A 24541-nucleotide genomic window follows, 5' to 3' on the forward strand; every position below is an offset into this window, starting at 1 on the left:
CGATGCAATCCCCGGCGACGGATCGCCACCTGCCATTGTGCGCGGCAACGAGCAGCTTCCCTCTGTGACACGGCGAACGGCTATGCCGCGTATCCGGGAGGTTTGCTGGCATGACGACCGTCGACATTGCGGACCCTTTTGCCCGGCAATTGATGGCTCGCTACCTGAGCCATCGCCAGCAGGACCTTATCGAGATGCGCCACGCCGTGGCAGAGGACGATTTCGACAAGATCAAATTGACTGGCCATAACATGCACGGTTCCGGCAGCGCCTACGGCCTGGATCGCATCTCTGAGCTCGGTGCGGGCCTTGAATCTGCGGCAATCGAGCAGGATCGGCAGGTTATTTCCGGCCTGATTGACGATCTCGAGCACTTTGTCCGGGAACTGAGCATCGCCTGATATAGCAGGCCCCAGGCCAGCAAACGGCCCCTTTTCGCTCGAAACTCACCAACAACAGCCTGCAGTTAGCGTTCTATCCCCCGACGGATGCCGGTAACATCAGCACTGCTGAGGCCCGCCTGGCAGCAGAATAATCAGAAGAACCGGGCCTTAACGTTGGTTGAAAACGCGGCGGAGAGGGAATATTGCGCATCGCACTACTTGAAGACGACCCGGATCAGGTCGCTATTCTGAGTCTGTGGCTTGAAGCTTCAGAACACACCGTCACCGCCTTCGGCAATGGCACCGATTTCCTGCGCAACGTCCGTCGGGACAGCTACGACCTGTACATACTGGACTGGTTGCTACCGGACATGTCCGGCCTGGACGTGTTGGCACGCCTGCGCACCGAGCTCAAGAATTTCACGCCAGTACTGATCGCGACCGTCAAGAACGAAGAACGCAATGTAGTGCAGGCACTCGAAACCGGCGCGGATGACTATCTGGTCAAACCAATGCGCCAGCGCGAGCTGCTGGCCAGAGTCAATGCTCTGCTGCGACGCGCTGGCGGCGGGCGCCCACCGGAAGAGTCGCTGCGCGTAGAGCCGTACCTGCTAAACACCCAGAAAAAACAGGCAGCACTGAACGGCGAGAGCATTGCTCTGACCAGTCGCGAGTTCGACCTCGCAACGTTTTTCTTCCGAAACGCCGGGCGCGTCGTGTCACGCGCACATATACTGGAAGCCATCTGGGGCATAGAAAACTCGGACGTTACAACCAGAACGGTCGACACGCACATCAGTCGTTTGCGTAAAAAAATGCAGTTAAACGAAGCAAACGGCTGGAAATTATCGGCTATTTATCAGCACGGCTATCGGCTTGAGAGAACCGATATCACCGAACAACAGCAAGAGGCACACTGACCATGCCCAAGAAAGCCAGTCAGGGAAATAAAGCGGACGCAACCGAAGAAGCGAACGCCAATGTCGACAAAATCCGGGATATTTTGTTCGGCGGTCAAATGCGTGATTACGAGCAGCGTTTCACGACGCTCGAAAAACGCCTTACTCAAAATATTGAGAACGTCGGGAATGACCTCGAACGGCGGATAGAGCGGCTCGACAACTTTGCGAAGCGTGAGTTCGAAAAGCTGTCTGAACAACTCAAGACCGAACGCAAAGACCGCATCGCGGACGCGAAGCAAGGCTCGGGAGAGTTGAATGAATTTTCCAATCAGGTCGAGAGCTGGTTCGCCGAAGTCGAAGAAAAACTCACTGAGGAAGTTAAGGACATACGCGAAGCTGCCATTGAGCAGAGCAACGAACTGACCGCATTGCTGCGGCAGACTCAGGAACAGCTGCAAGCCAGCCTCGATCGTGAAACGGGCGAACTGAGCGACAGCAAGGTGGCCAGGGAGGACCTCGCGGCATTGCTGACTGAGGTTGCATTGCGCCTCAACAAGGACTTCAAGCTGCCGAAGGCATGAGCCTTGCGGCTGGCGGGAATCGCCCGTGAATGACCTCGACGAACTGAAGAATCTGCTGTTCGGCGCCGAAAGGCAGGTACTTGATTCCATCAAGGACCGCGTGCAGATCCCGGAAGCACGGGCGGCTGACATCGCGGCCGTCCTGCCGGAAGCGGTTCGTATCAGCCACCAGAAGGACGGTCAGCTGGTCGAGACGCTGAAAGACCCTGTGGAACAGGTCTTGCGCGAGTCATTTCGCGAATCACCGCAAGAGTTTGGCGATGCACTCTATCCGGTTATGGGCCCGGCCATTCGCAAGTCCATCGCGCATACGCTCAAGGCCTTCGCACAGCAGATCAACCAGACACTGGAGTACAGCCTTACCCTGAAAGGGCTGAGCTGGCGTTTCCGGGCCGCGCGGGCCGGCGTTCCGTTCGCCAGCTACATTATCCAGCAATCCCTGCAATACCGGGTTGAACAGGCCTACCTGATCAGCCGCGAGAATGGCTTGCTCATGGGCCATGTCCACCACGATGCCTCGCGTATAAAAGACAGCGATGCAGTATCTGCGATGTTCACGGCAATTCAGGACTTTGTGAAAGAGTCCTTTTCACCAGACCGCAGCGGGCGACTCGAAACCGCCGACATGGGCGAGTTCACGTTGTGGGCAGTACACGGTCCACACGCGCTGCTGGTCTGCGTGATTCGTGGTGTGCCGCCGCAAAGTCTTAGAAGTGACCTGAGCGCCATTCTGGAACGGCTGCATTTTCGCTACGGTGATGTCATCAGGCACTATAGCGGCGAAACGGCAACAATCAGTGGTGTTGAAGAGGAGCTGCGGCGTTGCCTGCAATTCGAAGCAGCAAGGCCAGCAAAGAAACGTAAACGCAAGATTGCCTGGCCGCTCGTGCTGCTACTGCTGGGGCTTGTGGCGGCGGCCGCGTACGCGGCCTGGACCGGTTGGCAGCATGCGCAGCGCCAGCAACAATTGCTCGCTGCCATCGATGCAACACCCGGGCTGTACGTCGGCAACATCCGGCGCGATGGCGATCGCTATACCCTTAGTGGACTTCATGACCCGCTGGCAGACAGTCTGGACGACGTCGCGGCGCGCGCAGGACTCCAGCCCGAACAGTTGCAGGGAGACCTGCGACCGTACCAGTCCCTGGACCCCGATATGCGCCTGCGGCGCGCGACGAAACTCTTTGCGCCGCCGGACGGAGTGAACATGCGGGTGCAAGGCAACGCCCTTGTATTCAGCGGCACCGCCAGCAGTGCGTGGATTGCGGCGGCTCGCAACAAGGCCGCGGTCACCGATACCGGCTGGGACATTCAGTTCGCCAGCGTGCAAGCGGCGGAATGGAATGAATTGACGACCCAGGTCGAGGCACTCAACAACCGACGTTTTCATTTCGAGACGAATGCCGAGTTGCTCCCTGAGGATGCCAACGAGCTTGGTCAATACGCGACAGCGATGAGCGAACTGGTCAAGCTGGCCGGGCGCGCTGGCGCGACGATCAACATTACCGTTACCGGTCACACTGATGGTCTGGGTACCGTTCCGTTTAACAATGCTCTCGCTGCTGAACGAACAGACCGGGTGATCGCGGCGCTGCAGGCAGCGGGCATAGACTCCACCCGCTTACAACGGGCCAGCGACATCGCCAAACCGGCACCCGGCGCCCTCGATCCTGAAAAGCGGCGTGTGGATGTCAGCATCGCACTTACTTCTCCGGAGTTTCCGTTGTGAGTGCAATGACCGTCAAAGTCTGCGTTATCGGTGACTTCGCTGTTGGCAAGACCAGCAGTGTTGAGCGCTTCGTCAATCAGCAATTCTCCGAAAAATACCTGACCACCGTCGGCGTAAAAATCGACGCCAAAGAGATCCGGCTCGCGACCCTGAACAGCGATGTGAAACTGGTTATCTGGGATGTTGCGGGGACGGAGCGATTCGGTGCGCTTGAATTTTCCTACCTGCGAGGCGCTGCCGGTTATCTGCTGGTCGCCGATGGGAGCCGCAGCCGGACCGTCCAGTCTGCTCTGCGGCTGAAGCAACAGATCGAAGAGCGCTACGGTGACTTGCCGTTTGTCTTCATGCTGAACAAAGCCGACCTGCGCGATTCATGGGAAGTCAAAAACAACTCGCTTGAGGAACTTGCGAGCAGTTTCCCTGACCTGTTTCTCACCAGCGCAAAAACCGGCCAGGAAGTCGAAGCAGCCATCGAAAAGCTCGCTTTCCGCATTGCCGAACGCGAGCTGTCCGAATCGAAATGACACTGGCCGACGACATCGCCGGCTATCTGCAGGACGCGTTCGTACAACGCCACAGGCCGTTTTGTATTTGTGTGGATTCGCAGTTAAACCTTACTGACTGGTGGGGAAGTGGCGCCGAGTTTGGCTTTATCGATTTGCAGCGCGGTCAGAATATGCTCTCGCAGGCACCGTTTCTGCACGGCCAACTCGACGACGAAGTAACCATTCTGCCCTATGTGTCAACTCCTCGAACGGGGCCGGTCGAGGTGCACATCATGCCGCGCGCCGATGACCACATTGTCCTGCTGCTTTCCCAGGATAAGGAGCATGCTGCCACCCAGGTTCGGCAACAATCGGTGAACGAAGTGCGTCTGCTGCATGCTCACCAGCAAAAACTCATAGGCCGGCAACGCGAACTGATCGCCGAGTTGATTGAAACCAGGGCTGAACTTGATCACCGCCGGCAAGAAGCAGAACGAGCCAACATGGCGAAGAGCCGCTTCATTGCAATGATGTCGCACGAATTCCGTACGCCATTGGCCGCCATTGCCAGTTACGCAGACCGTATCCTCGAGCCCGACAACATTCCCGCAGCGGCACTTGATTGCGGCCGGGCCATTTCCCGAGCGTCCAGGCACATGCTCGACATGATCAATTCGGTGCTCGACGATGCACGTCTCGAGGCTGGACGGACCACTCTGAATATCAGGGTCCTCGATATTCGAACTCTGATCGATGACCTGACCGCGATCATCGCACCGCTCGCTGGCGAAAAAGCCTTGTCATTTGCCGCCCGACTGACCGAACAGGTACCCGAGTGTGTGACGGTCGACGATGGCCGCCTGCGTCAGATCCTGCTCAATTTGCTCGGCAATGCCGTCAAGTTCACGGACGACGGATTGGTCAACCTCGTTATAGACTGGAAGGATCAGCATTTGATTGCCACTGTCGCTGACAACGGACCCGGTATTGCGCCGGCCGATCAGGAGCGCTTGTTCCGGGCGTTCGAACGGGGCGTTCAGGATGACAGCACGATCGAGGGCAGTGGCCTTGGCCTGTCGATATCGGCACGGCTGGCGAACATCATGGAAGGTCGCCTTGCAATGGATTCGGATGTCGGTCGCGGCTGCACGGTCACGTTAACGGTTCCGGCAGCCGCCGCCGAACGACCCAGCGAAGAGCATACGGCGCTCGCCCCCCCGGCAGCTCGCCTGCAGGCACGCCGACCAGCGGTCATTCTGATTTGCGATGACGATCCCGACATGCGTGCCATACACGAGTACTACCTCACTCGCGCCGGTTACGAGTTACTGACGGCGAGTGACAGCCGGACGGCCGTTGATCTCGCTCTCAGTGAACAACCCAATCTGGTCTTGCTGGATATCAACACACCGGGTATGAGCGGCGTCGAAGCCGCGCAAATGTTACGTCGCGAAGGCTACACAGCCCCGGTGGTCGCGCTCACCGCGTCGGACGCCAGCAAACTTGACCCGACACTGTTCACCGAGCGACTCCGCAAGCCCTTGCGCATGCCTGAATTGCTCGATGTTTTAAACACATTGATACAGGAACCATGAAGACTCATAGACTGTACACCCGCCCTGAACCAGCGGCGAATGTAAAAGATTGTGGCATGGTAGCCTGTGCCGGTCCGCACTCTTATACAATCCGGCACAGTTCGGACAGACGGAAAGAACAATAGACATGCCACCCCGGCGTAGAACGAGATCGTCGGCAAGCGGTAGTACTGAAAACCAAGGGGAAAAAAATGCTAAATGAGTTCAAGAAATTTGCCATGCGTGGCAACGTAGTAGACATGGCCGTCGGTATTATCATCGGTGGCGCTTTCGGCAAGATCATCGCTTCCATGGTCAACGATATTCTGATGCCGCCAATCGGCCTGTTGTTGGGCAATGTTGATTTCAGCCAGCTGTATGTCAACCTGACTGACCAGCCTTACGAATCGCTCGCCGCCGCGCAGGAAGCCGGAGCAGCAACGATTAACTACGGCGTTTTCATCAATGAGACCGTTAATTTCATCATCGTCGCTTTCGCGATCTTCATGATGATCAAAGCCATGAACTCGATGAAGAAAAAGGAAGAAGAGAAGCCGGCAGAGCCAGCGAAGCCTTCCGCTGAAGTCGAGCTGCTGACTGAGATTCGTGACTCACTGAAGAGTCGCTAGTACATCGCGCCGCTCGGCATATAAGAAAAACCCCGCCATCGTGCGGGGTTTTTTTTGCCGAGGAGATGCTGACGCGCAGAAGATCTGCAAAGCAGAATTGCAAACTGCCGATCATCAGAATCTTGGTGAAGTGTTGCAGTATCTTGTTGCTACACAGAAGGGGTGACGCTGCGGCAACAGGTTGTCAGTCGAGAGTTTTTGCAGACCGGATAAACTGTCTGCCAGTAACTCCCAGAGGGCTCTTGGCAAACATTTTGCGAATACGCTGCGTGTCTGCAGTCCCGGTACGCGGATCGACAACGTGCACTTGGTTACGACCAGCATTCTTGGCCGCATAACAGGCCGCGTCAGCCAACCTGAACAATGACCCCATATCCTGCACCGCACTGGTCGGCGCCACGCCTACACTGATACCCACCGAGTAATACGTACGACCCCAGGCCAGCCTATACCCGGATACGCAATTGCGAATACTCTCCGCGACCTGGCGCGCATGCTCCATCGTGCAATCGTTAAGGAAAACACAGAACTCGTCTCCGCCGAGACGACCGACGATGCCATAGCCCTCGGTACACTCGCCAATGATCCGCGCGATGTCAGCAAGCAATTTGTCACCAGCGGCGTGACCGGCGTCATCATTGACTTGCTTGAATAGATCCAGATCACAAAACAGCAATACATGACCGTCGTGATTCCGATCGAGGATCCTCTCAACGGACATTTCGGTTTCGGCGCGATTCAACAAGCCAGTCAACACATCAATGCTTGCCTGGTACTTGAGTTGCTGCTTCGCTTTATGCAACGAGTTAAGCAATACGCCGACGTACGGAGGAATCAGCGCAAGCAGCAGCAGAATGTTGATACTCAGCGTTAACTGACCATGCCAGTATTCACTGGTCAGGAACACGGCGCCGAAACTGCAAATTGAGAGGAAGGCGCTGGTGTACAGATAGACGTTGCCGTAACGGAAGCCGTTACCCAGAACAACCCACAGATAGATAGCGGCTACACCACTCGCAGCGCTTTCCCCCAGGTACAGGGAAGCTGAGATGGCGGCGATATCGTGCAGCATGCCAATGATCCGACGAAGGATTGAAGCAGCTGGATCGAGCAGCAGTGCAATGAGTAGACCAACAGTAATGACTATCGATACACAAGACCCCAAACGCGCGAAGTGGACGAAATCGGGGTTGCTTGAATTCAGTGCGAAATAGTCGGAAAAAAAGTAGCTGGTTGCGATAATGGAGATTAAGACCCGGAGAATCGCTGGCACGTTCTCCCCATCCGGCCGTTTACCTAACCGGCTGCGTATACTCTGCAGGAATGCCCCTGCCGTCATCAGCCCTGCCCCGATACGTCGACGGGCGAAGGACGTAGATGCGATGAGCGATCGGTACGGTTCTTGTTCATTTTCGGGGCTGTACTGCGTTGTTCAGTCAGCCAATAATACGGACTTCGCATGGTGATTTTAGTGGTCTGGCGCACGTTTTTGGCAATGAGCGGTCCGATTGCCCGCCCTGATTCGGATTTTGGTTGACTCGGTGCCACAATCGGCCTGACAGTCGCGGCCCGACCACGCGCCGGGGCACTGTATCGCCGACCCGGATGGTCGTATATGGTTGATAACTGGCAAGGTCCCGCCCTGTGGACACGAGGTCCCTTATGACAGCAGCACCCCGCAAATTTCTGTTTGTCTCCATTGATGCCCTGATCAGCGATATCGCCTGGACAGTGGCACGTGAAGGCAACGATGTTCGCTATTACATTGCCAATGAAAGTGAACGCAGCATTGGCGATGGCTTCGTGCCCAAAGTGGACGACTGGGAATCCCATGTCGACTGGGCAGACGTCATCGTTTTTGATGACGTGCTCGGACAAGGTGACCACGCCGAACGATTGCGCGCGGCAGGGCACGCCGTCGTTGGTGGTACCGCCTATACCGACCGGCTTGAGGACGACCGCTCATTCGGCCAGGAAGAACTCAAGAAGCACGGTGTATCGATCATTCCGTTTCAGGACTTCACGGATTTCGATACAGCTATCGCCCACGTTGAGAAAAACCCGGGGCCATACGTCATCAAACCGAGTGGCGAGGCACAAAACATCAAACGCCTGTTGTTCGTGGGGCAGGAAGACGATGGCAAAGACATCATTCACGTACTGCAGTCTTACAAGGCCGTCTACTCTGACACGGTGAAGCAGTTCCAGCTGCAGAAGCGAGTGCGCGGCGTGGAAGTTGCCGTTGGCGCGTTTTTCAATGGCAATACGTTCATGCAGCCAATCAACGTAAATTTCGAACACAAGTTGCTGTTCCCTGGCGATATTGGACCCGCAACCGGCGAAATGGGCACTTGCATGTACTGGAGCGGACCCAACCGAATATTCAGGGCGACGCTCGCGAAGCTCGAAGCTCGCCTTGCCGAGGAAGGCTACGTCGGCTATATCGACGTCAACTGTATCGTCAACGGCCAGGGTATATACCCCCTCGAGTTCACCGCGCGATTTGGCTACCCGACGATCAGCATTCAGGCTGACGGCCTGTCGTTACCGGTTGGCGACTTCCTCTATGGCATGACAACCGGAACCCTGACGCAGTTCAAGACGAAGCGCGGCTTTCAAATCGGCTTGCGCGTGGTCGTGCCGCCATTCCCTTACAACGACCCGAAAACCTTCGAGGCAAACTCCAAGGATCGCGTGGTCATCTTCCGAAAACCGAATTACGAAGGCATCCACATTGAAGATGTGAAACTCGTGAACGGCGAATGGCTGATTACGGGACACACCGGTGTTGTATTGATCGTGACAGGACAGGGCGTATCGGTGAAGCAAGCACAGGCACAGGCCTATCAACGGGTAAAGAACATCCTGATTCCCAACATGTACTACCGCAAAGATATCGGCGATCGCTGGTTCGAAGATCACGACAAGCTGCACTCGTGGGGCTATTTGCGAGAGACTTGAGCGCGGCGGACACGGTTTCCGCGTGCTAAATTCATTACCTCTAACAGCCAGCATTACGGTGGAGCATACCGAGTGAAAAAACAGTCCCGGCTAATGGAAATGCTGACCGGCTACGCGGCAGCCCATCAGCACCCGGTTAATATCGCGGTGCACATGTTGGGAATTCCGGCCATTATGTTTGGCGCACTGGTTGCACTGGGCTGGGTCTCGTTCGACCTTGGCCAGCACTCGCTGAATCTGGCCTGGTTGCTGGTGGCCGGCTTTTTCGCCTTCTACCTGACGCTGGACACCCTCTTCGCCCTGGTCTTTCTGCTGCTTGCGGGCATTCTTACGGTCCTGGCGCTGCAAGTCAGCGCCCTGCCCACAGCTACTTCCGTGACGGTTGCGGCCGTTTTCTTTTTCGGGGGCTATCTCGCCCAGTTCATTGGTCACGCGATTGAAAAATCGCAACCGGTACTGCTAAAACACCCGGTACAGGCGCAGCTTGCTGCCCCATTTTTTACCGTCGTCGAAGCATTCAAGCTGCTCGGCCTGCGCGATGAATTGTTTCAGGCGGTTCAGACCCGCGTCGCCGAACGCCGCGCTAGCACGGCTGACAACAGCTAACAGCCGTCTAGAGCTCAAACCACCCTTTCATGGTCTCGTACTTATTGTCGTAAACCGGAGCAAACATCACATGCGTCTACAAATACTGCTGGTGCTGCTCGCCCTGAACTCGCCTGCCTTTGCTGACATCGAATTGCAGTTTGATGATGGCTCTGTCGGGCTGGTGCGCGACAATATGGTTCTGTTTGGCGACGACCAAAGCGCGATACTTTTTAACAGCCGCAATGATGAACTCACCATCATTAGCAGAGACGACCGCTCCTGGATGCGGGTAGAAGCCGATTTTGTCAAAGCCATTGCGGCACAGATGGAAAAGGAACTGGAGCAAATACTGGCCAGCGTTCCACCTGAACAACGTGCCATGGTTGAAGAACAAATGCAGGGCATGATGCCGCAGGTGCCCAATACGACACCGAGTATCGACGTGCGCCGCACCGGCGGAACAGACAGAGTCGCAGGCTACGATTGCCACGAAGCTGAAGTGATCATTGATGGCAACAACGATGCGGAACTCATGTGCATTGCCACCGCGGACGAACTCGGCATCAATCAGGCGGACTACGCTACGTTAAATTCTGCGATGCGCAGAATCGCTGAAATTACCGCAATGAACCCGAATGCCGGGGCCAGTGCAGATTTCGCGAAATTGGGCGGCATCCCGATCCGCACGCACAATGTTGTCCAGGATTACCGCACAGCGCTGACAGCGATCCTGCATGAACCCATCGACACTGCACGCCTTGCTGTGCCCGCGGACTTCACAGAGACAACGCTGGCAGAAATGCTGGCTCAGTAGTTCAGCAGAATCGCGGAAGCCCGTTCTGACTAGCTGCAACGGTGCAATAAGTTCCACAACAGTTGGTCGGCCGCGACCTGCCAGTTCAGTGGCGCACCCGGTATATCGTCGCGACGTTCGGAATGCAGAACGCGATTCAGTTGTTCGTCATCGATGTCCTTGCCGGCTTCCAGCACCTGGATCCAAAAAGGCGCGTCGCTGCCGATGATGCCTTCAGCGCCGGCGCATAACGCAACGCCATTTTGGTCAAAAACGACGCCACTCAATTGCAACACCTCAATCGGCTTATCAATCGCACTGAGTACCCGCACCCGATCTTCGTGATGCGTACCCAGTACAACTTTCTTGCCAAAGTAGCCTTTGTCGGACTTTGGGTACTGGACGAAATCGAGCTGCGTGGCGACAACTCGCAATGCACCTTCCCGCGACGCAACAGCGCGCATTTCCGCTTTCCATTCCGGGCCTGGCCGTGCGAAGTGTACGATCATTGGAGGGTATTTTTCGTGGTCCTCACGAACGTCCTGAGCTTCGAACGGCGCGGTCTCGCCTTCGGAGCTGCCAACGTACAGCCAGGGCGCTTTGGTCGCTGCAATGCCTTCATCGACCAGATGACAACAAGGGCGAGAAGCCAGGTACGAATTGATCGCCAGTTGCAACTGCTCAAGTCTTCGGCCGGCACTCGCATCGACCCGCAATGGCAACACGACCGCCGGCTCGGGTTCACCAGCGCCTCTACGGTAGGTCTTGTAGAAAGGTGCGGCGGACAATCGGTCCGTGCGCGCAACGGATGCCTCATCCATTGCTGCACAACCGGCGGTTAGTAGTGGCAACAGGAAGCAGAACAGCGGAAGTGGCGTGTATGATTTGTGGCTAACGTGCGAACGCGGACAGCGGTATCTGGCAGTCATGGCATAGCCTTGCGTCAAGACCTGACCTCATGTGTCATTGCGCGGCATCATGCGCCTCGAATGGCTTTCCCGCAAGCCTCACCATTGGGGTTTTTTTGTTTATTTTTCAGTTACTTATCAACCCTCCCTGCAGGCGTATTTGCCGGTCAGCGTGACGGACAGTCTCGGCCCTGTGCGCAACCACAACGCGAGTGATAGCCAACCGGCTTAGCCGCACATTGATGCGCGCCTCGCTGGCGGCATCAAGGTGACTCGTGAATTCATCGAGAAACAGTATCCTGGGTCGCCGATACAGAGCGCGGGCCAGCAAAAGTCGCTGCCGTTGCCCGCCCGACAATGCTACCCCCATGTCCCCGACAGCCGAAAAATACTGCATAGGTAAGCGCTCGATAGTGTCCGCCAGATCTGCGAACCGTGCGCACGCTTTAGCGTGTGGCACATCGACGTTTGCATCGAAAAAGCTGATGTTGTCCAGAATGCTGCCGCAAAAAAGCCGATCTTCCTGCATCACCGATGCAATCTGCCGGCGATATCGCAGTACACCGTAACCTGCCAGCGACCGGCCGTTGACTTCGAGCTCACCGGACGTTGGCGGCAGCAAGCCCATCAGAATTTTAATCAACGTCGTCTTGCCACAGCCGGACGGTCCGGCCAGAACAACGTGCTCTCCTGCGTGAATATGGAATGAGACCTGCCTGAGAACATCCGCGTCACAATCGGCGTAACGAAAACCGAGATTGGACGCTCGTATCGACAAACGCGAATCCGGCCGCCGAAGGCTTGGAACCGACGATGAGTACGCCAGCTCGCGGTCTGTTTGCACGATATCCGCGAGCCGGTCGAGCAGAACCCGAGCCAGTCGAAACTCCAGCAAACGATCTATTAGAGCCGCTGCCCGCTCGGTGAACAAAGCGCGGTAGGCAAGGAACGCTACCAGCATGCCAGTCGTAAAACGGTTATCCAGTATCGCCAACGCGGCGAGCCAGACAACGACGACGAACTGCACACCGAACAAGAGTTGATTGATACCGAGTTGCCAGATCTGCAGGCGGCTGCCGCGAATGGCAGGGTTGCAGGCGTCAGCAAGGTGGTTCCGATAGCCAAGGTCACGCTGCCATTCCTGGCACGAGCTCTTGATCGTCAGCAAGCCGCGCACACTTTCCAGAAAATGGCTGTCACGGTGCGCGGCCAGCACCTGTGCCTCCTGCGAGGCGCTGTGCAGTGATGGCACCATGAACGCCCGCGCGACAAGATAAATAGCGACCGACCCCAAAACCACGCTCGCAAGGCGATAGTCATAAGTGAACATCACCGCCAAGGTAGTGACCGCCATCAGGCCGTCGACCGCTGCTTCAACGAACTGGCGAGTTATGAGTTGCTGTAGAGCGCCAGCTGCCGCGAAGCGCGACTGCACATCACCGAGATGGCGTTTTTCAAAATAGGACAAAGGCAGACGAAGCAGGTGACTGAAAACGCGACTGGCCAGCTGAAAATTGAAACGCGTGCTCAGCGTAACCACCACCCAGGACCGCAGCATCGCAATGGTGGTTTGCAGCAGAATCAGCAAGGCGCAGGCGATCGCGAGCAAGGTCAGAAGATCACGATCACCGCTTAGTACCACATCGTCGATCACGAGCTGACTATAGAATGGCATCAACAGTGCCAGGAACTGCAGGGCCAGCGACAACACGAACACCATCGCAAGTCCCGCCAGCAAACCGCGCGTATCGGCCACCAGTTGCCGGAAACGCAGCCGGCTTGAACCGTCGCTGGCCGCAAACGCCGGCGCCGGCACAAACTCGACCGCCACACCGGAGAACGCACGGCCGAGGTCCCGAATACTAACGCGGCGTCGGCCAAGCGCCGGATCGACTATTGCGGCTCCGCGCCTGTCAAGCTTCTCCAGCACCACGAAATGATCGAGGTTCCAGTGCAACATGCAAGGCAGCTGCAATCGGTCGAGTTCGTCGGGGTCCGCCCGTACAGGTCGCGATGCCAGCGACAATGTCTCGGCCAGTTGCAGGAGGCGAGTCAGGCTTGTGCCTTGCAATGACGCGGAACATTGTTGCCGCAATGTCGGCAGCCCAATTCGCTTGCCGTAATACGACGCGATCATGGCCAGGCAAGACAAACCGCACTCAGCCGCTTCACTTTGCATTACGACCGGCATGCGTCGTCTCTTCCAGAATCGCAGGTCAAGTGCTGGAGCTGGCATCAGCTAATACGGCCGGCTACCGCCTCCAGTGGCGCAAGCATCCAGTCAATTAGCTGGCGCGTTTCACCCAGTACATCTGCGCTCACAGCCATGCCCGCCTCCAGTAATGGGGAGTCGCGCTGCAACGCACCGTGTGCTGCAACAAACTGCACTTTGACCAGATAGACGGGCTCCCGAACATCGAGTGGCACGCGCAAGTCGGCCGGCATTGCCAGCGAGCCGGACACGGCCGAGACAACACCTTCTACGACCCCGAATTTCTGGAACGGCAGCGCATCGACGCGCAAGCGAACAACATCACCTTTGTTCACGAAGGCGATGGCCCGGTCGGGCACCAGCAATTCCACGTAGTAGCGCGCATTTTCAGGAAGTATCGACAGCAGCGCATGTTGCGCACGAACGGTATCGCCGTGCCGAACAAGCATGCCGCTGACCGTACCGGCAATCGGCGCCGGGACCACGAACTCGGTATCAGCCGTTGCATTAACGATGCGCTGCTCCAGCTGCTCGCCGGCAATACGGAGTTCAGCAAGCTGCTGCGCGAAAATGAGCGGCAGGTCGGCCAGCTCTCGTGCCAGCCGCTTGTTAGCTGCCTGCAGGACACCCAGTCGCCGCTCCAGTTCGGCCCGGGCCAGATTGTGGTCCAGCAATTGCAAACGGCGACGCTCCACGTCCAGTGTCGCGACATGGCCTTGCGCTGCTACCGCTGCATGGGCGGCCAGCTCGCGCGCGAGGATGTCGAGTCGCTGATCGGCAACTGCCAATTGTAGTTTCAGGAGGCTGGCTTCCTGCTCGCCGTTTTCAAGCTGTTCCTGCAACAGGGACATTGCTGACGTATGCAAACGCCCCGCTCTCTCTGCTTTTTCTGCGACTACCGTCTTTTCTTCGAACAGCGATTCGAGCAAGGTCTCATCCGTATTGCTCACTGCAGTCGTTCTCGCGACCGAAACGCGTAGTAACGGCGCGCCCTCCGCAATGCTGGCGCCGTCCTGGACCAGGATTGCCGTCACGACACCACTGCGCTGAGCAAAAACCGGCACGTTACCTGCCGTCGTCGTCACGTAACCACGCACAGTATCGCGGGCCGTGTAGCGCCCCAGGATCAGCAAGGCCGCGACAGCGAGTAACAACGTGCCGAACACAGCGGTCAGTACGCACTGCGAAAGTGGCGGCAGCTGCATACATCGGCCGTGCAAACTGTCGAAACGCGCGTTCACGGCTTCTGGCCGATAAAGTGGCTCAGCCATGCTGCGACCGTTGGTCGCCTGCACGCATGCGATGCGCGGCTATACGCATATCGACACTCCCTGTCGCTACGGCACGATACCGGTGGTTCCGGTCCCTGAGTTGCAGCGTAGGGATTGAGCGCTACCGGGAATAGCGCTCAATCCGGCCGATATACCAACCTTTGCGGCTTGTGTTGCGCGGGTTTGCTTCTAGCCGCCAGCCAATACTCGCAGTAGTCGATACCAGTACTGCAAGGCATCATTGAATGACGCGACCGAAATTCGCTCATCCTGACCGTGCGCGCGCTGCTCATCGGGTTCTTCTGCAATGGCAGAAACGCCGTAGACCGGAATACCCACACTGCGGATAAACAAACCGTCAGTTGCACCGGTGCTCATTTCCGGCTCAACTTCGATACCCGGCCACATCTCGCTGGCCACACTCGCGATTGGCTGCATGATGGATTCCGTCAGCGGTGACAACGGCGACGGTCGGGCTACATCGATCTGCTCCAGCGTAACGTCGTAAGGCGCGACAATATCCGTCAACGTTTGTTTGACGAGCTCAACGCTCATCTGCGGCAATACGCGGCAGTTGATCACGGCCGTCGCCGTTTGCGGCAATGCATTCTCCGCGTGCCCGCCCTCTATTCCGGTGGCGACACAGGTCGTTCGCGCCTGCGCATTGAAATAGCTGTACGCAGGCAAGTCGGCCAACTGTGCTTCGTTTAGTTCGTTATTGACCAGCGCGTCCAGAAGTAGCTGTTCGTCGCCCTCAGTCTCCGTTGCGCGCGCCGCAAAAAAAGCGCGCGTCGTATCATTCAGGTCGACGGGAAACTCGTGCTGCTGCTGTGCAGCCAGTGCACGAGCCATTCTGTAAATCGGGTTATCTTCGCGCGGCAGCGAGCTATGACCACCCGGGTCCAGCGCCTGCAGTCGAAAGCTTACATACACCTTCTCGCTGGTCTGGACGATGAATGCGGTGCGCTGGCCGCCGCTGATGTTGACGAAACCGGCATCAGTATTCAGCGCAAATTCCGCGTCAATCAAATCGCGACCTTTCGTCGCAAGCCAGTCAGCGCCAGCGCCAGTGGTTTCCTCATCACCGGTCAGCATGGCGATCAGGTCCCGGTTTGGCTGGAAGCCTTCACGCTTCATGCGGATAAAGTTGGCAACGATGATCGCTGCACCCGCTTTGTTATCAACCGTGCCACGGCCGTAGAAATAGCCGTCTTTCTCGATCATCGTGTACGGATCAACTGACCAGTCTTCACGCAATGCCTCAACCACATCCAGGTGCGCCATCATCAGTATGGGCTTCTGGGTTGGCTGCGGACTCCGGTAACGAACAACCAGATTGGCCGCACCACCGTTCGGAGATACAACGGTCAGGTCATCGTCCGAGAAACCGGCATCACGAAGTCGTTTGGTGAGCGCAGCGATTGCGCCGCTCATGTCATTGCCGCCGCTGGGCGCCGTGTTGCTGTCAATCAGTTCTTTGAATATCTGTTGCGCGAGCACTTCATCGGCGTGAGCCGGCAGGCCCGGTAACAGGCAACACAACAACAGGGAGACTAAAGCGGTATTTCGCATGGTGAAACTCCGGATACTGTTTGACGTTACTCCAGTGTATGCCGGGTATTCCGCGCGGTCACGACGAATTGCCGCCACAGGTCCATTCCCGGTACTGTGGTCGCTATAACGCAGCACAATCTATCGACTTCACGCCAACTTAAACTATTCTCGGCACAGCGCGAATGGAACCTCAGGACTTCACATGCCTTACGACACCCGACAATACGCCGAAATCCGCGACGTCATTACTGACCTGAACCCGGGTGAACCGGTTTACTGTATTTACCCACGCTTGCTGCATAGCGATGTCAAACAGTTTGTCAGTGGCTTCCCCGGCCGGGTGATGTACGCGGTGAAAGCAAACCCGGATCCACGCATCGTGGAACAGGTACTGGCCGCTGGCGTTCGTGATGTTGACGCGGCATCCATTGAGGAAATGGAGCTCGTGCACGCCATTGATCCATCGATACGTTGCTACTTCATGGCGCCGGTGCGTTTGCGCGGCGCGGTCGAACGCGCGTATACCGCGCACAACGTTCGCGACTTCGTGGTCGATCATCATGATGAGTTACTGCGCGTGACTGCGGAGCTGCCACAGAAGGACGTTACGGTGTTCGTGCGTATGGCAACCGACAACCCGGATGCCACCTACAATCTCTCGGAAAAGTTCGGCGCGAGTCACGCTGACACTGTCGCTTTGCTACGTGAGGTCGCCAGTCTGGGTTTCGAACCTGCTCTCGCTTTTAATACCGGCTCACTGGTCCGGCGGCCGGGCGCTTACGTCGCTGCACTAAAGCAATGCCAGGTCATACTGGAGGAAGCCGGCGTCGCGGTTCGGCAGATTGACGTTGGCGGCGGCTTTCCGAGCGACTATCCCGGCATGAAGAGCGAACCCTGGGACTCTTTCTTCAAGGCCATCGATGAAACCCGGCAATCACTGCCGTTACTCCGCAACGTCGAACTGCACGCAGAACCGGGACGTGCATTGATCGCGAAAGGCATGTCACTTCTTACCCAGGTATTGCATCGCGCCGGCGACCGCCTGTTCATCAACGACGGCGTATGGGGCAGCATGGTTGAACCCATGCTCTCAAAAGGCGAGCTGCGTTATCCGTCGCGCGCATTCCGTGGTACGACGCCGGTGACCGGCGAGGATCAAAACTACGAAGTGTTCGGACCGACCTGTGATTCAATGGATCGCTTGCCCGCACCGTTGCCGTTACCTTGCGATCTCGCCGCCGGCGACTGGATAGAGTTCGGCACAATGGGTGCTTACAGCCTGAGCAATCGCACGCATTTCAACGGCTTCTTCCCTGACAACTTTGTCGAGATCGTTGGCGACAACAGCGCACCACCCGCCGTAGGCTAGTTCATGTTATCGCGACTACCCTTGCTCGCGTTTGCCCTGCTGCTCGGTCAACCCGCGACCGCGGAACTGAACCTGGCAGGCGCCAGCCAGCACACCCTCGACAACGGGCTCACCGTTCTGATTCTTGAGGAACACAGCTTCCCGCTGGTCAGCGTTCAGATGCTCTACCGCGCGGGTGCACGCGACGAAGTGCCCGGCCGCACGGGGCTCGCACATTTTCTTGAACACATGGCATTTCGCGGCAGCGAACACTTTCCGGATACCGGGCTTGTCAGTTCCATCTACGCGGCAGGCGGCGAGTGGCACGGCTATACGTGGATCGACCAGACCACCTACTTTGCTACTGCGCCGGTCGCAGAGCTCGGCTTGCTGCTCGACATCGAAGCCGATCGCATGGCACGTCTGGACATATCGGCCGCAGACATTCCCGCCGAGCGCGGCGCCGTACTGGCCGAGATGAACGGTTACGACAACGACATTTCCGCGGTACTGCACGACGCTAGTATATTCGCGGCATTGGTAGCCCACCCCTATCGGAACAACACTATCGGCTGGGCCAGCGACGTGCGCGCGATAACGCACGACGATGTCAGCGCTTTTTACGCGCAGCACTATCACCCGGGCAACGCGGTACTGGCGATCGTCGGCGATATAGACACCAGCACAGTGCTCAAGTCCGTTGAGCAACGCTTTGCCGGGTTACCGGGTCGTGATTCGACACCACTGCCAGTGACCGTCGAGCCGCTGCAACAAGGCGAACGGCGGGTACGCCTGGAACGCCCGGCAGCACGCAAACATTTTCAGCTCGTATGGCAGGCACCGTCCGCTGTGAGCGCTGACTACGCGGCATTTTTGTTATTGCAGGAATTACTCGGCGCGAGTTCCGGCGTGAACTTTCTGCAGAATGAATGGGGTACACCTGCGCGGCCCGGCTCATTGCTGTATGGCATCAGCGACGACATCAAGAGCTGGTTCATACCTACGGCACAACCCTACGTGTTTACCATCAGCGGCAGCATCGCGAACGACGGCAATGAAACGGAACTGGAAGACGCGACTGATGCCGCGTTGGTCACCGCTGCAGAACAGCCTATGGATGCAGCGCAATTCGCTGCTGCCCGACAAAGGCTACTGGACCAACTGCTGCTGGACGTGCAAACCACCGAGGATGCCGCCCATCAACTCGCTTTCTTCTCCGGCATCGACGCACTGGACACCTTGCTCTCATTGCCAACCCGCATCGCGGCGCTTGAACCGGTCGATGTTCAGCGAATCGCGAAACGTTACTTATCAGCACCGCAACGAACCATCGCATGGAGTGTTGATGGGGTGGGCCCTCGATCGCCACGCGTAGCAGCACCGGCAGAAAAACTGGCGGTAGAAAGGGTTGCGATTGACAGCATAGCGGCGCCCGCAGCACGCATTCTGCATTTGCGCAATGGAACGCCAGTGATCGTGCAGGAATCCGGATTGTCACCCACACTGCACCTGACAGCGATCTTGCGCGGTCGATACACAAGCGACTATTCCGCGCTGAGCAGTGACTCCCCTATCAGTGGCCGCAGTGCCTTCAGCCTGACCACAACGAACCGGGAGCAACACGCATTGATCCAGCGTGCCGCTACTGCGCTGCGAACTGCGCGACCTGAATCTGCCTCGATATCACACGCCAACGACCCTTACCTGCGCATGGAGCAGATATTCACACGCGTCATAGGCACGCGACAGCCGAGCCTTGCCGATGCGCTGGCTGTCCCGGAGCTATTGGTCGTTGCAGGTCGCATCGACACCGCCAGCCTGCTCGACCAGCTGAACGATGAATTCGTCACGAAAAAGAACAACACTCGAAGCCCGACTGATGTTCCAGCTGCCGGCACAACCACACACGCTGCGAATGCAGTCTCAGCTGAATCCGTCGAGCCTCCGCGAGCCAGTCCCCCGGGGCCGCGTGGGCAATCCGGTAACGGCTCAGCGGCACCTATGGATCGGCAAGAACCCTCCGGGTTTTTAACCGGACCTCCCCGCGGCATTCGCGAACACATAGACCTGCCGCTGGCGCAGGCCCGAACGGGCTACATCGTTACCGCACCCGGCCCGCAGGACCCGGCGCTGGACGCATGGCGTGCGGCCCTGTACATCCTCAGTCACGAATACGGAGGCCGGCTCGGCAAGGAAGCGATTTCGCGGCGCGGTCTCGTTTATTACATCGACAGCGGCTATCACTCGGACGGCGCGCGCGGCTGGATTACCTTGTCGGCAGGTGTCGACCCGCAGAAGCAGGCGGACTTCCGTTCGTTGTTGGAAGCCGAACTCGACCGCCTGGTCAGCGAACCACCAAGCGCTGCAGAAGTAGCGGAGGCCCTGCAGCACCGAACAGGCCGCGCGCTGAGTGAACAGCAAAGCAATCAGGAGCTCGCTGACGGTCTTGCCCGGCAGTGGTTGTGGCTAGGTCAGCTTGAGCGCCCGGCGGAGTTAAGAGCAAGACTCGCGCGCGTCAGTCGCGACGACATCCTGCGCGTGCTGCAGGATTTTGTCTCCGGCACGCTCGTCGAGGTTACAGTTCGCGGGACTGCTGACCCGGCATTGTGATCTGCGACTGAAAGATCACAAGCCCGACTACAGGCTCATGCCAGCGACCTCTAGCGGCGCTCCAGAAAAACCGCGCGTGCTGCAGCAATATGCTCTAACACCGTGCGACGCTCCTGCTCCGTGTTGTAGTCCGGGTGTTCGGCAGTGTTGTCGCGCAGATCGTCCAGCCACGCAATAAAATAGTCTGCGTTATTGCCGCAGGCCAGTTCGCTGTCTGCAACGTCGGTGAACACTGCGTTGGTTGTTGCATAAGGGTACAGATCAAACACGTCGGGCGAAGGCTCGTCGTTCCATGCCCGTAACACCAACCAGCCATCGTCTTGAACCGAGACACTGCCTTCGATATCGGCGCGCATGCCGTTCTCGCTGATCTGGAAACGTCGAATAACCTCGCCATTTTGCACCAGCTCCAGATGATCGATGGGCACCAGCGAGCGCAGGTAACCCTTGAAACTCAGCTCCCCGCCGCCGGCCGGCACACTGATGTTCTCGCCCGGTGCATGGCCGTCAACAGACAGATTGAGTAGCGGTCCATTGGTGGCAATGGTCCGCCCGGCTCGCAATGCCGCGAGCCACGCGGCACGACGTTCCTCCGGGGTCGCCGGATTGCCGCTGATCTCGGCGTAGGTACGGTTGATACCGACCGGACCACGCAATGAAGCGTAGTTGGCCATCGCATCCGTGCCGCCGGCCGCGGCGAGCGGCATGCCACAATTGAGCAAGCGGTACCAAACCTCAGCCGAGGTACGGTGATCCGCAAAACCAACAACTTCGTAGTAGTCGGCCGTGCCGAGTGCTGCGTCGACAGGCAATGCATTGCTGAGCGATTCGTTCGCGGGATCAGGAATACTCAGGTAGGGATGCACATAGCCAACCAGTGCATTTTGCGCATGAGCGAGTTGGCCCACCGTGGTGTTATCCGGAAACGGACTGGCCAGCCCGGTATTCGCATAGGTCGTGTAACCCGGCAACAGGAAATGCTCATCGAGACCGAGCAGACCGAGGTGACCCCAGTAGCTGGTGTGAAACTCTTGACCGTGCAGCAATAACGTAGCTGCGGTCGACGCCGTATCGGGCGTCGTCGAAAACGCGTGAATGTCCGGTATGCGCTGTTCTTTGTTGACGACCAGGTTGAAGACAACATCAAGGTCTTCCGCAGCCGCCTGCTGCACCAGTCGCGCCGGCGTATTGCGATAGTGACCGCCGTAGTTCATGTGCACGTGGACGTCCGCACTGATCTGCTGCTGCCATTCCTCAGGCAGGTTGAGCGGCTCAAGTTGTATGTCGATCTGGCGAGTCCCGTCTTTCTGCACATCGACTGTGCGCCGCGCGATGTGGTGCTCAAGGCCACGCCAGACGACGATGCGGGCCTCGCCCGCAGGCAGTGACACGCTGGCGACACCGTCGCTGTGGAAATACTGCGGCTCAAAGCGGGCGGCCTGCCGGTCGAAGCCGTCATCCGCATGCAGCCAGGCATCATCCGGCGCGTAACGCCGCCCGTCCGCGCCGCTAACCATCACCCGCGCGGCGACAGGCTTGCCGTTGGCACCCAGAGTTCGAACCACGACAGTGCCGCGTGGTTGCAACCAGTCACGCTCGTCAATCGCGAGTGTCATTACTGCGCCAGCCGTAACGTCCTGCACGCGAATTTCAAGGTCTCCGTCTTCGTTGGCAAGGTAGGCAATCCGCTCACCGTCCGGGGACCAGCGTGCCGCCGTAACGTCGTAATCGCCGTAACTGAGCGGTACCGGATCACCACCGCCCGCTGCCGTTGTCAGCCACAGCTGATGCCATTGCCGGCCCAGATAAGACGAATAGATGACACGTTTGCCATCCGGTGCCCAATCCGGCTGCGCGCGCCAGGTGGTTTCTTCCAGCCGAACCGGCACGGTTTCACCGCTGCCGAGATCACGGCGCCAGATCGCGCCGCTGCCATAGATAACTTCCGGGTTGCTGACGTAGAGCAGTGACTTGCCATCCGGTGACCAGCTCGGACTCAGTTCGTGATCGAATTCGCCGTAGTAGTAACGCGGTGTACGGCTGGCCCGCTCCGGCAGCATCGGCGCGCTCTCGAGCCCCTGCTCCGTGAACGAACCGATGTACACATGGAAACGACCGTTCGTGCGGGTCGAGACCCATGCAAGGCGTTTGCCATCCGGCGCGAAGCGCGGCTCCAGATTGACGTTGCCGTCGCTGGTCAATGCGCGAACCTTGCCGCTGGCAAGATCGAGGGCGTGCAGTTCGAGCGCGTCGCCGTCATAACGCGCGAACACCACCGTTCGACCATCGGGCGAAACATCGGGCTGATAGTCGTAGCCCGGATCACTCGTCAGCTGCCGAGCCCGATTCGAGTCCAGGCGCTGTAGCCACAGACTGCCCTGCATCGAGTAGACCAGCGACTGGCTGTCCGGCAGCCACGCCAGCGAACTTGGCCCGCTGGTGAGCTGCGGCAGGTACATCTCCCGGAAGTAGTAGTCATGCGGCACTTTGATTTGCGACAGGACCGGCGTGCGTTCCGCCGCAACGGCTATCGCGACAGGCAGCATGCATACGAGCAGGAACAACCGCGTGTAGCGAATCACAGGCATTTCTCCGTTGACTGTTTAGAAAGCGACGGCGTCCACGCCTTTCAGCTGCAACATCTTGCGCGCATCGTCTGCCGTTGCAATTTCGTAACCCAATTCTTCGAGGATGCGGCGGATTTTAAGCACTTGCGCTGCATTGCTCGGCGCCAGCTCTCCCTTGGCGATGGTCAAACTGTCTTCGAGGCCAACTCGCACATTGCCGCCGAGGATCGCACCCATGGTCGCCAGCTTCATCTGTTTGCCGCCGGCTGCGAGAACCGAGAACAGATAATTGTCACCCAGCAATCGATCAGCCGTTGCTTTCATGTGTGCAAGGTTTTCCGGTGAGGCGCCGACGCCACCCAGCACGCCGAGGACAAACTGCACGTACAACGGCGCTTTCACTCGTCCCTGCTTGAGGTAGTAGGCAAGGGTCTCGATATGACCGACGTCGTAGCACTCGAATTCAAAGCGCGCATCGTGATTGCCGCCAAGATCATCAACGATCATTTCAATGTCAGCGAACGTGTTCTTGAATATGCGCTCGTGTGTCGCGCCCAATAACTCGGGTTCCCAGTTGTATTTCCACTCGGTGTACTGGTCTTTGAGCGGGAAAATACCGAAATTCATCGAGCCCATGTTTAACGAACACATCTCGGGGCTCGCTGCCCGCGCGGGTGCCAGACGATCATCGAGACTCATCAGCGAACTGCCGCCGGTGGAAACATTCAGCACGGCATCACAGTGCTCTTTTATGACGGGCATGAACTGCAGAAAATGCTTCGGATCGGCACTGGGGTAACCGTTGTCGGGATTGCGTGCATGCAGATGAATAATCGCCGCACCCGCCTCTGCTGCCTCAATAGAGGCAGTGGCGATTTCCGCTGGCGTCACCGGCAAGTGCGGACTCATTGTCGGTGTGTGTATTGATCCTGTGACGGCACAGGTGATGATGACTTTGTTTTTCACTGACTGCCTCTGGCCTCCCGGCGAGACGACTGACTTCGCTTACCCGGGATGGGGTCGCGCCCCGAAGTTAAGATGAAAGCCGTAGCATCCGGCCGTGCTCACTAACGACTTCTGCTACGACCGTTAAGATCGCGGACGGTGTTGCGCTGTTCGTGCGTACCCGCCGCGCTGCGGCGAAAGATCATCATTGACTGAAAGCTGCCATTCCACAACTGCCTATCGATGAATCTGTTTATTGATTTACGGAATGACGACAGCGGAAGACCGACGGCAAAAACCGCACCGTTCGACGGCAATCCACCCGCTGGTCGCCGCCATTGACCGACCCCCCTCCGTGGCGCGCACCGCGACGTCGGCACCGCTCGAATCTCGGGCAAGCAGCGCTCCGGGATGCGCAAACGACGCTGTAGCGCCAGCCCTCGCGACTGGTATATCATTCCTCACGCTCATATTAGCCAAACGTTTCATAGAAAAACGGAA

Annotated in this window: 19 protein-coding genes; 12 read left to right on the forward strand and 7 right to left on the reverse strand. The window is 57.8% G+C overall.

Features of this window, described 5'->3' with window-relative positions; genetic code table 11:
• Positions 1-110: 110 nt before the first annotated feature.
• The 7 genes from AC0L8N_RS06600 (at position 111) to mscL (ending at position 6283) form a co-directional block, all read left to right on the forward strand.
• Positions 111-401, forward strand: coding sequence for an Hpt domain-containing protein (locus AC0L8N_RS06600; protein ID WP_473666783.1), 291 nt, complete (start codon positions 111-113; stop codon positions 399-401).
• A gap of 185 nt (positions 402-586) precedes the next feature.
• Entirely contained in the window at positions 587-1303 is a 717-nt protein-coding gene (locus AC0L8N_RS06605; RefSeq protein ID WP_473666784.1) for a response regulator transcription factor, read from the forward strand.
• A gap of 2 nt (positions 1304-1305) precedes the next feature.
• Entirely contained in the window at positions 1306-1866 is a 561-nt protein-coding gene (locus AC0L8N_RS06610) for a hypothetical protein (protein WP_473666785.1), read from the forward strand.
• 25 nt (positions 1867-1891) lie between these two features.
• A complete protein-coding gene (locus AC0L8N_RS06615) occupies positions 1892-3595 on the forward strand; it encodes an OmpA family protein (RefSeq protein ID WP_473666786.1) in 1704 nt (567 codons plus the stop codon).
• Positions 3596-3600: 5 nt separating this feature from the next.
• Positions 3601-4119, forward strand: a complete 519-nt coding sequence (locus AC0L8N_RS06620) for a Rab family GTPase (RefSeq protein ID WP_473670067.1) — start codon at positions 3601-3603, stop codon at positions 4117-4119.
• The gene (locus AC0L8N_RS06625) at positions 4116-5675 is read left to right on the forward strand and encodes an ATP-binding response regulator (RefSeq protein ID WP_473666787.1); all 1560 of its coding nucleotides are present in this window, start codon (positions 4116-4118) and stop codon (positions 5673-5675) included. Before AC0L8N_RS06620 ends, AC0L8N_RS06625 begins: the two co-directional genes overlap by 4 nt.
• A 191-nt stretch (positions 5676-5866) precedes the next feature.
• Entirely contained in the window at positions 5867-6283 is a 417-nt protein-coding gene (gene mscL / locus AC0L8N_RS06630) for a large conductance mechanosensitive channel protein MscL (protein WP_473666788.1), read from the forward strand.
• A 184-nt stretch (positions 6284-6467) separates the two neighbouring features.
• Here the strand turns inward: mscL and AC0L8N_RS06635 are convergent, their stop codons facing one another.
• On the reverse strand, positions 6468-7556 hold the full coding sequence (locus AC0L8N_RS06635; protein ID WP_473666789.1) for a GGDEF domain-containing protein: 1089 nt from the start codon (positions 7554-7556) through the stop codon (positions 6468-6470).
• A gap of 389 nt (positions 7557-7945) precedes the next feature.
• On the opposite strand from AC0L8N_RS06635, the gene AC0L8N_RS06640 reads away from it, so the two are divergent.
• From AC0L8N_RS06640 to AC0L8N_RS06650, 3 genes are all read left to right on the forward strand, one after another.
• Positions 7946-9244: a phosphoribosylglycinamide synthetase C domain-containing protein gene (locus AC0L8N_RS06640; RefSeq protein WP_473666791.1), complete on the forward strand. Its 1299-nt coding sequence runs from the start codon at positions 7946-7948 to the stop codon at positions 9242-9244.
• Positions 9245-9337: 93 nt separating this feature from the next.
• Positions 9338-9850 carry an Mpo1 family 2-hydroxy fatty acid dioxygenase gene (locus AC0L8N_RS06645; protein ID WP_473666792.1) on the forward strand — a complete coding sequence of 171 codons (513 nt, stop codon included), beginning with the start codon at positions 9338-9340 and terminating at the stop codon, positions 9848-9850.
• A 70-nt stretch (positions 9851-9920) separates the two neighbouring features.
• Positions 9921-10646, forward strand: a complete 726-nt coding sequence (locus tag AC0L8N_RS06650; RefSeq protein WP_473666793.1) for a DUF4412 domain-containing protein — start codon at positions 9921-9923, stop codon at positions 10644-10646.
• Between the two features lie 29 nt (positions 10647-10675).
• Here the strand turns inward: AC0L8N_RS06650 and AC0L8N_RS06655 are convergent, their stop codons facing one another.
• The 4 genes from AC0L8N_RS06655 to AC0L8N_RS06670 all read right to left on the reverse strand — a co-directional run bounded on the left by AC0L8N_RS06655 (position 10676) and on the right by AC0L8N_RS06670 (position 16588).
• The gene (locus AC0L8N_RS06655) at positions 10676-11446 is read right to left on the reverse strand and encodes a hypothetical protein (protein ID WP_473666794.1); all 771 of its coding nucleotides are present in this window, start codon (positions 11444-11446) and stop codon (positions 10676-10678) included.
• A 214-nt stretch (positions 11447-11660) separates the two neighbouring features.
• A complete protein-coding gene (locus AC0L8N_RS06660; RefSeq protein ID WP_473666795.1) occupies positions 11661-13724 on the reverse strand; it encodes a peptidase domain-containing ABC transporter in 2064 nt (687 codons plus the stop codon).
• Positions 13725-13768: 44 nt separating this feature from the next.
• Positions 13769-15016: an HlyD family secretion protein gene (locus tag AC0L8N_RS06665; RefSeq protein ID WP_473666797.1), complete on the reverse strand. Its 1248-nt coding sequence runs from the start codon at positions 15014-15016 to the stop codon at positions 13769-13771.
• A gap of 189 nt (positions 15017-15205) precedes the next feature.
• Positions 15206-16588 carry a M20/M25/M40 family metallo-hydrolase gene (locus AC0L8N_RS06670; RefSeq protein WP_473666798.1) on the reverse strand — a complete coding sequence of 461 codons (1383 nt, stop codon included), beginning with the start codon at positions 16586-16588 and terminating at the stop codon, positions 15206-15208.
• Positions 16589-16772: 184 nt separating this feature from the next.
• Between AC0L8N_RS06670 and AC0L8N_RS06675 the strand changes: the two genes are divergently transcribed.
• Both AC0L8N_RS06675 and AC0L8N_RS06680 read left to right on the forward strand, forming a co-directional pair.
• Positions 16773-17939 carry a type III PLP-dependent enzyme domain-containing protein gene (locus AC0L8N_RS06675; protein ID WP_473666799.1) on the forward strand — a complete coding sequence of 389 codons (1167 nt, stop codon included), beginning with the start codon at positions 16773-16775 and terminating at the stop codon, positions 17937-17939.
• 3 nt (positions 17940-17942) lie between these two features.
• A complete protein-coding gene (locus AC0L8N_RS06680) occupies positions 17943-20528 on the forward strand; it encodes a M16 family metallopeptidase (protein ID WP_473666800.1) in 2586 nt (861 codons plus the stop codon).
• A 50-nt stretch (positions 20529-20578) separates the two neighbouring features.
• Here the strand turns inward: AC0L8N_RS06680 and AC0L8N_RS06685 are convergent, their stop codons facing one another.
• Both AC0L8N_RS06685 and kce read right to left on the reverse strand, forming a co-directional pair.
• Positions 20579-23110 carry a CehA/McbA family metallohydrolase gene (locus tag AC0L8N_RS06685; RefSeq protein ID WP_473666801.1) on the reverse strand — a complete coding sequence of 844 codons (2532 nt, stop codon included), beginning with the start codon at positions 23108-23110 and terminating at the stop codon, positions 20579-20581.
• A 21-nt stretch (positions 23111-23131) separates the two neighbouring features.
• Positions 23132-24061, reverse strand: a complete 930-nt coding sequence (gene kce, locus AC0L8N_RS06690) for a 3,5-dioxohexanoate:acetyl-CoA acetone transferase (RefSeq protein ID WP_473666802.1) — start codon at positions 24059-24061, stop codon at positions 23132-23134.
• Positions 24062-24541 lie beyond the last annotated feature (480 nt).

The organism is Woeseia sp. D3-10, assembly GCF_055809415.1.